Source organism: Streptomyces sp. UNOB3_S3, from assembly GCF_020740895.1.
Lineage (GTDB): Bacteria > Actinomycetota > Actinomycetes > Streptomycetales > Streptomycetaceae > Streptomyces.
In genome coordinates this window covers 1-9354 of the sequence record NZ_JAILXP010000289.1, presented here as the reverse complement: position 1 = coordinate 9354, position 9354 = coordinate 1, and the positions used below count along the sequence as shown (strand labels likewise).

The 9354-nt window shown below is 73.3% G+C and carries 10 protein-coding genes; 4 read left to right on the top strand and 6 right to left on the bottom strand.

The genetic code is table 11. From position 1 onward, the window contains the following. The coding region (locus K6I33_RS26045) for a LysR family transcriptional regulator (protein ID WP_229356970.1) at nt 1-566 on the bottom strand (566 nt) is incomplete at its 3' end. Nucleotides 567-636: 70 nt separating this feature from the next. Between K6I33_RS26045 and K6I33_RS26040 the strand changes: the two genes are divergently transcribed. Beyond that, nucleotides 637-1752: a TDT family transporter gene (locus K6I33_RS26040; protein ID WP_229356969.1), complete on the top strand. Its 1116-nt coding sequence runs from the start codon at nt 637-639 to the stop codon at nt 1750-1752. Here K6I33_RS26040 and K6I33_RS26035 read toward each other — a convergent pair. The 3 genes from K6I33_RS26035 to K6I33_RS26025 form a co-directional block, all read right to left on the bottom strand. After that, nucleotides 1679-2452: a helical backbone metal receptor gene (locus K6I33_RS26035; RefSeq protein WP_229356968.1), complete on the bottom strand. Its 774-nt coding sequence runs from the start codon at nt 2450-2452 to the stop codon at nt 1679-1681. The genes K6I33_RS26040 and K6I33_RS26035 overlap by 74 nt on opposite strands. A gap of 67 nt (nt 2453-2519) precedes the next feature. Then, on the bottom strand, nt 2520-4331 hold the full coding sequence (locus tag K6I33_RS26030; protein ID WP_229356967.1) for an ABC transporter permease/substrate binding protein: 1812 nt from the start codon (nt 4329-4331) through the stop codon (nt 2520-2522). Next, the gene (locus K6I33_RS26025) at nt 4324-5511 is read right to left on the bottom strand and encodes a glycine betaine/L-proline ABC transporter ATP-binding protein (RefSeq protein ID WP_229356966.1); all 1188 of its coding nucleotides are present in this window, start codon (nt 5509-5511) and stop codon (nt 4324-4326) included. The genes K6I33_RS26030 and K6I33_RS26025 overlap by 8 nt, the downstream gene beginning before the upstream one ends. A 206-nt stretch (nt 5512-5717) precedes the next feature. Here K6I33_RS26025 and K6I33_RS26020 point away from each other — a divergent pair, with 206 nt between their 5' ends. The 3 genes from K6I33_RS26020 to K6I33_RS26010 are packed head-to-tail and all read left to right on the top strand — an operon-like array spanning nt 5718 to nt 8264. After that, the gene (locus K6I33_RS26020) at nt 5718-6623 is read left to right on the top strand and encodes a 5'-3' exonuclease (RefSeq protein ID WP_229356971.1); all 906 of its coding nucleotides are present in this window, start codon (nt 5718-5720) and stop codon (nt 6621-6623) included. A 54-nt stretch (nt 6624-6677) separates the two neighbouring features. Then, a complete protein-coding gene (locus K6I33_RS26015) occupies nt 6678-7538 on the top strand; it encodes a siderophore-interacting protein (protein WP_229356965.1) in 861 nt (286 codons plus the stop codon). A 39-nt stretch (nt 7539-7577) separates the two neighbouring features. Continuing rightward, the gene (locus K6I33_RS26010) at nt 7578-8264 is read left to right on the top strand and encodes a hypothetical protein (protein WP_229356964.1); all 687 of its coding nucleotides are present in this window, start codon (nt 7578-7580) and stop codon (nt 8262-8264) included. A gap of 23 nt (nt 8265-8287) precedes the next feature. Here the strand turns inward: K6I33_RS26010 and K6I33_RS26005 are convergent, their stop codons facing one another. After that, nucleotides 8288-8662 (bottom strand): hypothetical protein, encoded by a 375-nt coding sequence (locus tag K6I33_RS26005; protein ID WP_229356963.1) that lies wholly within the window; start codon nt 8660-8662, stop codon nt 8288-8290. Nucleotides 8663-8855: 193 nt separating this feature from the next. Then, nucleotides 8856-9354: gamma-glutamyl-gamma-aminobutyrate hydrolase family protein (locus tag K6I33_RS26000; RefSeq protein WP_229356962.1), on the bottom strand; the 499-nt coding region annotated here is incomplete at its 5' end.

Here is a 9354-nt window from a genome sequence, read left to right as displayed (position 1 = left end):
CAGGGGTGGGCGGGGGCGGTGACGACGACGAGGCGGTCGTGGCCGACGACGGCGCCGTCCAGGCCGGCCGGCACGTCCAGGCCCTCGACGAAGCCGAGGTCCGCCTCGCCCGCGAGCAGGCGCTCCGCCACGGCCGCCGAGTTCCCCGTGCTCAGCGAGACCGCCGTGCCCGGCCGCTCCGCGCGCAGCGCGATCAGCCAGCCCGGCAGCAGGTACTCCGCGATGGTCATGCTGGCCGCGACCCGCAGCCGGGAGTCGCGCCGTCCCCGGAGCGCCTGCGCGCCCGCGTCGAGGGCCTCGGCGGCCTCGACGACCCTGCGTGCCCAGTCGGTGACGAGCACCCCGGCGTCCGTGAGGCGCGAGCCGCGCGGGGAGCGCTCGACCAGGGCGACGCCGAGGAGGCGTTCCATGGCGCGTACGCGTCCGCTCGCGGCGGGCTGGGTGATGCCCAGCTCCCGGGCCGCGCGGCCGAGGCTGCCCAGCCGGGCCACGGCGAGCAGCAGCTCCAGGGAGCCGAGGTCGGGCACCCGGTGGGCGAGGGGCACATGGTTCACCTCGGTGCTCATAACTCCAGCTTATGTCCTCATAGACACAAAGGCCCTGGTGGGCGGGGTGCATCCGCGCGACCGTGGGCTCATGAACACCCGTGATCCCCTCCGCCACCTCGGCCCCAACTGGTACGCCACCGTCATGGGCACCGCGATCGTCGCCTCCGCCGGAGCGGCCCTGCCGGTGAGCGTGCCGGGGCTGCGCGGGGCGTGCGAGGCGGTGTGGGCGCTGGCGGCGCTGATGCTGCTCACCCTGGTCACCGCCCGCGCCCTGCACTGGGCCCACCACCCCGACCAGGCCCGGCGGCACCTCGGCGACCCCGCCGTCGCCCCCTTCTACGGCTGTCTGGCGATGGCCCTGCTGGCCGTCGGCGGCAGCACGCTCTCCGTGGGCGCGGGCGTCATCGGCGAGAGCGCGGCCGTCGCCGTCGACGCCGTGCTGTGGACGGCCGGCACCGTCGTCGGGCTGGGCGCCGCGGCCGCCATCCCGTACCTGATGGTGACCCGGCACCGGATCGCGCCGGGCGACGCCTCGCCCGTGTGGCTGCTGCCGGTCGTGGCGCCCATGGTCTCCGCCGCGCTCGGCCCCGCGCTCGTGCCGCACCTGCCCGCCGGCCAGTGGCGGCAGGGGCTGCTGCTGGGCTGCTACGGACTGTTCGGCATGAGCCTGATGGCCACGCTGCTGATCCTGCCGGTGGTCTTCGCCCGCCTCGTCCACCACGGGCCGCTGCCGCTCGTGCTGACACCGACCCTGTTCCTGGTCCTCGGCCCGCTGGGCCAGTCCACGACGGCCGTCAACGCCGTCGCGGGCGCCGCGCCGGGCGTCGTCGCGGAGCCGTACGCGCGGGCCATGGCCGGTTTCGCCGTCCTCTACGGCATGCCCGTCATCGGCTTCGCCCTGCTCTGGCTGGTGCTGGCCGCCGCCATGGTGATCCGCGCCGCCCGCCGGGGCATGGGCTTCGCGATGACGTGGTGGGCGTTCACCTTCCCCGTCGGCACCTGCGTCACCGGCGCCGCCGCCCTGGCCCACCGCACCGGGCTGACCGCCCTGACCTGGCTGGCCGTGGGGCTGTACGCCCTGCTGGTGACCGCCTGGGCGGTGGCCGGGGTCCGTACCGCCGCCGGGCTGGTCAGCGGCCGGCTGCTCGCAGCGCCGCGCCCAGCACCCGTGGCGCCGCCGCGAGAGATGGCCCGTACCACGTGAGATGACGGCCGCTGACGAGCGCCGACGGCAGCCCGGGGAAGCACTCCGGGCCGTCGTCGGCGCCGAAGCGGTACGGCTCGTCGGGCAGGACGACCAGCTCGGCGCCGCAGGCGTTGAGCTCGTCGAGGGGGACGCGCGGATAGCGCTCGGGGTGCCCGGCGTGGACGTTGGCGACGCCGAGCCGGGCGAGGACGTCACCGGCGAAGGTGTCCCGGCCCAGCACCATCCAGGGGCGGCGCCAGACGGGGACGACGGCCGGAATCAGCGGACCGGCGGACCGCACGTCCCGCCAGGCGTCGCGGGCGTCGTCCAGCCAGCCGGGCCGGGGCAGCCCGCAGCCGCGCACCAGGACCCGTTCCAGCTCGGTGAACGCCTGCTCCAGCGTGCGGACTTCCGTGACGAGCACGTCGAGCCCGGCGGCGCGCAGCGCGCCCAGGTCCGCGGCGCGGTTCTCCTCCTCGTTGGCGAGGACGAGGTCGGGCGCGAGGGCGGCGATCCGCGCCACGTCGGGGTTCTTGGTGCCGCCGATCCGGACGACGTCGAGCCCGGCCGGGTGGTCGCACCAGTCGGTGGCGCCCACCAGCAGGCCGGGCCCGGTCCCGGTCCCGGCCACAGCCTCGGTGAGCGAGGGGACCAGGGAGACGACCCGGCGTACGGTCGGGGCCCCGCGCACGGCGGGGCGGCCGCTCGATGAGCTCACCGCCCCACCGTACGCCCGCCGTGCGCCGGTTCGTCAGGCGTCGTCAGGCGGTTCGTCAGGCGGTTCGTCAGGCGCCGACGGGCGCCAGCTTGTCGACGAGGCCCGGGTGGGCGTCGAGCCAACGGCGGGCGGACTCCTTCTCCTTGCCCTTGCCACCGTTCTGGATCTCCGCCTCCAGGGAGGAGAGGTCCTTCTCGGACATCTTGAAGTTCTTCACCCACTCCGCGATCTTCGGGAAGTCCTTGGCGAAGTCCTTCTTGCCGACGGCGTGGATCTGCTCGCCCTCGCCCCAGGCGCCCTTGGGGTCCTTGAGCTTCTTCAGCTCGTACTTCCCGTACGCCCAGTGCGGCGACCAGAGCGTGGTGACGATGGGCTCCTTCTTCTTCAGGGCCCGGTCGAGCTCGGCGAGCATCGTGGAGGTGGAGGACGAGACGACCTTGTACTCGCCGTCCAGCCCGTACTCCTTGAGCACCTTGTCGTTGAGCTTGCCCATCATTCCGGCGCTGGACTCGATGCCGACGATCTTCCCGCCGAACATCGAGGACTTGCCCTTGAGGTCGGCGAGCGAGTCGACGCCCTTGACGTACGAGGGCACGGTCAGCTCCAGGGACGTCGGCCCGTACCAGGAGCCGAGGTCGGTGAGCTTGTCGCGGTAGCGGTCCATGTACTGCTGGTGCGTGGTCGGCAGCCAGGAGTCGAACTGGACGTCCATCTGGCCCTGGGCCAGCGCCGTGTACAGCGGACCGGGGTCGAGCTGCTTGACCTCGGGTTTGTAGCCGCGCTCCTCCAGGATGTTCTGCCAGAGGTAGGTGGAGGCGACGGCCTCGTCCCACGGGAAGTAGCCGAGCTTCACCGTGCGGCCCTGGCCGACGCCCCCGCCCGCGGCGGCGTTCTGCCGGCCGTCGCCGTCGGCCAGGCGCATGCCGCCGGCCACGAGCGCGAGGACGACGACGCCGACGGCGGCGACGGCCGTGCCCGGCCGGTACCGCAGCACCTTGGTGGCCACGGCGGCACCCGCCGCGGCGTCGGCCTTGGCGGCGGCACGGCGGCCCAGCGGGGAGACCCGCCGGCCCAGCGCGCCGGTCATCCGGTCCAGGTACATGGCGAGGACGACGACCGCGAGGCCGCTCTCCACACCGCCGCCGATGTCGACCTGCGTGACGGCCGCGTAGACCGACTCGCCCAGACCGCCCGCGCCCGCCATGCCGGCGATGACGACCATGGACAGCGCCAGCATGATCACCTGGTTGACGCCCGCCATGATGGTGGGCAGCGCCAGCGGAAGCTGGACGCGGACGAGGGTGTCGCGCGGGGTCGTGCCGAAGGCCCGGGCGGCCTCGACGAGTTCCCCGTCGACCTGCCGGATGCCGAGCTCGGTCATCCGCACACCGGGCGGCATCGAGAAGACGATGGTGGCGATCAGGCCGGGGATGGGCCCGATCGAGAAGAACATCACGCCGGGGATGAGATAGACGAAGGCGGGCATCGTCTGCATCAGGTCGAGGACCGGCCGCAGCGCCCCGCTCACCCGGCGGTCCCGGGCCGCCCAGATGCCCAGCGGCACGGCGAACAGCAGCGTGATGAGGCTGGCGACCAGGACGAGCGACAGCGTCGCCATCGCCCGGTCCCACAGCCCGAAGGAGTCGATCACCGCGAGCCCGGCGAAGGCGAGGACCGCGGCGGGCAGGCCGCGCAGCCACCAGGCGACGACGGCGAGGATGCCGGCCATCAGCAGCGCCCCGGGCGCGCCGAGGGCGGCGTGGACACCGTCGTACATGCCGGTCAGGACGGTGCTGACGGCGTCGAAGAGCCAGGAGAGGTGGGACTGGAGCCAGCCGACGGCGGACTCCGCCCAGCCACCGAGGTTGATGTCAGGCATGGGTGGTCACCTCCGGCCCGGACGCCGGCGCAAGGGGGGCGGGGACTTCTTCCGGCGTGACGTCCCTGTCGGCGTTCGGCGCCTCGTCGTCCGACGCCTCGGCGTTCGGCTGCTCGGCATCAGGCTGCTCGGCATCCGGCCGGCCGACGTTCGGCTGGTCGGCCAGGGCCGCCAGCAGGCGGTCGCGTGTGACGACACCGGTCACCTCACCGCTGTCGTCGGTGACGGCCACGGGGGAACCGCTGCGGGAGAACGGGGAGAACAGCTCGGCCACGGGCGTCTCCGCGCTGACGGTCGTGGTGCCGTCCGGCGCGACGGCAGCCGCCGCGCCCGCCGCCGGCTCGGCCATGATCGAGCCGGCCGTGAGGACCCGGGAGCGGTCCACGTCCTGGATGAAGGAGGCCACGTAGTCGTTGGCGGGCCGGACGAGGATGTCCTCGGCGGTGCCGTTCTGCACGATCCGGCCGTCGCGCATGACGGCGATCCGGTCGCCCAGGCGCATGGCCTCGTTGAGGTCGTGGGTGATGAAGACGATCGTCTTCTTCAGCCGCTTCTGGAGGTCCAGCAGCTGATCCTGCATGTCGCGGCGGATCAGCGGGTCCAGCGCGCTGAAGGACTCGTCCATCAGCAGCAGGTCGGCGTCGGTGGCGAGCGCGCGGGCGAGGCCGACGCGCTGCTGCATACCGCCGGACAGCTCGTCGGGCCAGGACGACTCCCAGCCCTTGAGCCCGGCCAGCTCCAGCGCCTCCGCGGCGTGCTCCAGCCGCTCGGCGCGCGGCACGCCGCGCACCTCGAGGCCGTAGGCGGCGTTCTCCAGCACGCTGCGGTGCGGGAAGAGGGCGAAGTGCTGGAAGACCATGCTGATGTTGCGCGAGCGCACCTCGCGCAGCTCGGCCGGGGACAGCCCGGTCAGGTCCCGGCCGTCGTAGAGGACGCGCCCGGACGTCGGCTCCAGGAGCCCGTTGAGCATGCGCAGCAAGGTGGATTTGCCGGAGCCCGAGAGGCCCATCACCACGAAGATCTGGCCGGCCTCGACCTCGAAGGAGGCGTCGATCACCGCCGCCGTGGTGCCGTCGGCGCGCAGCTCTTCACGGCTCGCGCCGTCCTCGAGCCGCTGGACGGCTGCTTCGGGTCGTCTGCCGAACACCTTGTACAGATGCTCGGCCTTCAGCCTGGACACATAAACCTCTCGGGTCGTACTTCGGCCCCACCCGTCCCCTCACGGGCGGAGCCACTCCGGCGTCGCGCCTGCCCGGGGTCATTCGGCGCAAACGGAACAGTGATCCGGTTCACACGTGGGCGGGGTGCGGTCACCGCGTGGACGCGGTGCGTGAGGGGGTCGCTGTCAGTGGGGTGCGGCATGATCGAGCCGTGACGCGACGCCTGATGCTCCTCGACACCGCTTCCCTCTACTTCCGCGCCTATTACGGGGTGCCGGAGTCGGTGAAGGCCCCGGACGGCACGCCCGTGAACGCGGTGCGCGGCCTGCTGGACTTCATCGCCCGCCTGGTCCAGGACCACGAGCCCGACGACCTGGTCGCCTGCATGGACTTCGACTGGCGCCCGCAGTGGCGCGTCGAGCTCATCCCGAGCTACAAGGCGCACCGGGTGGCGGAGGAGGTCGAGGGCGGCCCCGACGCGGAGGAGACGCCCGACACGCTCTCCCCGCAGGTGCCCGTGATCGAGGACGTGCTGGACGCGATCGGCATCGCCCGCGTCGGCGCCGCCGGCTACGAGGCCGACGACGTGATCGGCACGCTGACCGGCCGCGCGGCGGGCCCGGTGGACATCGTCACCGGCGACCGCGACCTCTTCCAGCTCGTCGACGACGCGCGCGGTGTGCGGGTGCTGTACCCGGTCAAGGGCATGGGCACCCTCCAGGCCGTGGACGAGGCCGTGCTCCGCGAGAAGTACGGGGTGGACGGCCCGGGGTACGCGGATCTGGCCCTGCTGCGCGGCGACCCCAGCGACGGGCTGCCGGGCGTGCCGGGCATCGGCGAGAAGACGGCGGCGAAGCTGCTGGCCTCCTTCGGCGACCTGGCCGGGATCCTGGCGGCGGTCGAGGACCCGGCGGCGAAGATCAGCCCGGCGCAGCGCAAGCGGCTGGCCGAGGCGGGGCCGTATCTGGCGGTGGCGCCGAAGGTGGTCCGGGTGGCCGCGGACGTGCCGCTGGCTTCCTTCGAGGCAGCGCTGCCCACAGCGCCCCGGGACCCGGAGGCGCTGGAGGCGCTGGCGGAGCGCTGGGGACTGGGCGGCTCGTTGCAGCGACTGCTGAGCGCTCTGCCCGAATGACCTGTTAGGTTAGGCAGACCTAACTTTACGATCCGGGGATCAGGGGAGACAGCCATGGCAGACCGTCCCGTACGCAAAGCGCCTCGCCTCACCCGCGCGCACGTGCTGCGCACGGAGCGGCTGACGCCGCACATGGTGCGCGTGGTCCTGGGCGGCGAGGAGCTCGCGGAGTTCGGCGCCGGGGAGTGCACGGACCACTATGTGAAGCTGCTCTTCCCCGTCGAGGGCGTGGCCTATCCCGAGCCCTTCGACATGGAGGTCATCCGCCGGGACCTGCCGCGCGACCAGTGGCCCCGGACCCGTACGTACACCGTGCGCTCCTTCGACCGGGCCGCCCGGGAGCTGGCGATCGACTTCGTGGTGCACGGGGACGAGGGCCTGGCCGGCCCCTGGGCCGCGGCGGCGGAGCCGGGCGCGGAGCTCCGCATGCTCGGCCCCGGCGGCGCCTACGCCCCGGACCCCGCCGCCGACTGGCATCTGCTGGCCGGCGACGAGAGCGCGCTGCCCGCCATCGCCGCGTCCCTGGAGCGGATGCCCGAGGGCGCCGTCGTGCACGCCTTCGTCGAGGTCCCGGGCGAGGACGACAAGCAGAAGCTGGAGCTGCCGGACGGCGTCGAGGTCACCTGGCTGACGCGCGACGGCGCCCCGGTCGGCGAGGCCCTGGTCGAGGCCGTGCGCTCGCTCGCGTTCCCGGCGGGCGACGCCCAGGTCTTCGTCCACGGCGAGGCGGGCTTCGTCAAGGAGCTGCGCCGCCATCTGCGCGTGGAGCGCGAGGTGCCGCGCGAGCGCCTGTCGATCTCCGGCTACTGGCGCCGGGGCCATGACGAGGACGGCTGGCAGGCGTCGAAGCGCGAGTGGAACCAGCAGGTCGAGGCCGAGCAGGAGAACGGCGGGGCGACCGGGGCCGCGGCCTGAGGCCCTCCCCTGAAAGGGCGTCACGGATATCCTCCCCGCATGAAACGTGCCCGGACAGCCCTGGCGTCGCTCACGCCCCTCGCCGCGGCGGCCCTCGTCCTGACGGCCGCCGCGCCGGGTTCCGCCGATTCCTCCGACTCCCCCGAATCCTCGGACTCCGAGTCGTCCATAACCGCCGCCGGGCCCACCCAGCGCGGCCGCGAGGTGGTCTTCACGGTCACCACCGGCCGGACCACGCTGGACGCCCACGACGGCTATCTCACGGTCGAGTCGCCCGCCTTCGTCAAGAAGCTGACGCTCAAGGAGAAACGCTTCCGGGAGGGCAAGAACGGCCGGCTGTACACCCGGGTCGCGGGCATGGTCCCCTGCGACATCGCCCCCGGCACCTACGCCGTCGACCTCAAGGACGGTGGCGAGGAGGAGCCGGCCGAGTCCGTCGAACTGACCGTCGTCTCCGAGATGGACCCCGGCAACCGCGAGTTCTGCGACGGCCCGAGGAGCTACGACGAGATCGTCGACAGGACGAGCGAGACGGCACCGGACGAGGACGACGACGGCACCGAGAGCGTCTCCCTCGGCGAACTCGCCGCCGTCATCGCCGGCACGGCCACCCTGGCCGCGATCCTGGCCTCGACGGCGACCTACCTGCTGACCCGGAAACGCAACCGCCGCGACGAGGGCGGGCAGGACGGGGAGGGCCCCGGGCCGGAGGACGCGGCACGTTAGGGAGGGCGTGTCAGGGGGCCGTCTCAGGGCCGGGTGCAGATGGCCTGGGCGTACACGTCCACGGTCCGTGAGCTGACGTTCTGCCCGTATGCCACCCAGGCCCTGGAGCCGCTCTGGTAGGACGAGCTGAGCCGGAGGGCGTACGGGTCGCTCGCGTACCCACCGCCGCCGGTGACGACCTCACCGGCGGGACAGTCGGCGATGCCGCCGAACGTCCCGTTCGGCCCGATGTGCAGCACGTCGCTGTTGACGGGATGAGGAGCGACGGCGACCGCGGCGGCCCTTCCCGCCGCGTCGGACGGCACGGCGACGAGCACGGAAGCGCTCCCGGCGACGAGCCCCACGAGCCCGGCGCCGACCGCCAGGGTGATGCTGCGGCTCAGCGGCATTCTCTTCATACGTACCTTCTCGAACGACGGATTCCGGTCCTCCGGTGCGTTCAGGCTGTCCATCGGACGGCAGGCGTAATCCCGGTAGGGCTTTGTGTCGCCGGGGGGAGCGTCACACAGCGCGCATCCCGAAGGAGACGCCGCACATCTCAAGGGAGGCGCTGTCCCGGCGAGCCGGGGTGCGCCCCCCGCCCCGCAGGCATCAGGAGCCGCCCCTCTTGCCCGCCGCCCGTACCAGCGCCTCCGTCACCCGCAAGTCGTCCCGGGCCTCCGGGTGCCACTGCACGCCCAGGGCGAAGCCCGAAGAAGGCTCCGCGTACTCCAGGGCCTCCACCGTGCCGTCCTCCGCGAAGGCCGAGGCGATGAGGCCGTCGCCCAGGCGGGCCACCGACTGGTGGTGGTGGGTGGCGACGTCCACGGCCGGGTCGTCGGACAGGAGTTCCGCCGTCAGCGTGCCCGGGACCGGTTTGACCACGTGGTCGGCGAAGGTGCCCGGTGCCGGGTTGTGGCCGGTGTGGCCCACCTCGTCCGGGAGGTGCTGGCAGAGCGTGCCGCCCGCGTGGACGTTCATCAGCTGCATGCCCCGGCAGATGCCGAGGAGCGGCACGCCGGCGGCCAGCGCGGCGTCCAGCAGGGCCAGCTCCCACGCGTCGCGTTCGGGCACGGGTGTGCCCGCGCGGGGGTGGGGGGCCGCGCCGTAG

Bases quoted from the DNA above. Each gene is read 5' to 3' on its own strand.
- K6I33_RS26040 (WP_229356969.1), top strand. From the start codon at position 637: ATGAACACCCGTGATCCCCTCCGCCACCTCGGCCCCAACTGGTACGCC.
- K6I33_RS26030 (WP_229356967.1), bottom strand. From the start codon at position 4,331: ATGCCTGACATCAACCTCGGTGGCTGGGCGGAGTCCGCCGTCGGCTGG.
- K6I33_RS26020 (WP_229356971.1), top strand. From the start codon at position 5,718: ATGCTCCTCGACACCGCTTCCCTCTACTTCCGCGCCTATTACGGGGTG.
- K6I33_RS26015 (WP_229356965.1), top strand. From the start codon at position 6,678: ATGGCAGACCGTCCCGTACGCAAAGCGCCTCGCCTCACCCGCGCGCAC.
- K6I33_RS26010 (WP_229356964.1), top strand. From the start codon at position 7,578: ATGAAACGTGCCCGGACAGCCCTGGCGTCGCTCACGCCCCTCGCCGCG.
- K6I33_RS26005 (WP_229356963.1), bottom strand. From the start codon at position 8,662: ATGAAGAGAATGCCGCTGAGCCGCAGCATCACCCTGGCGGTCGGCGCC.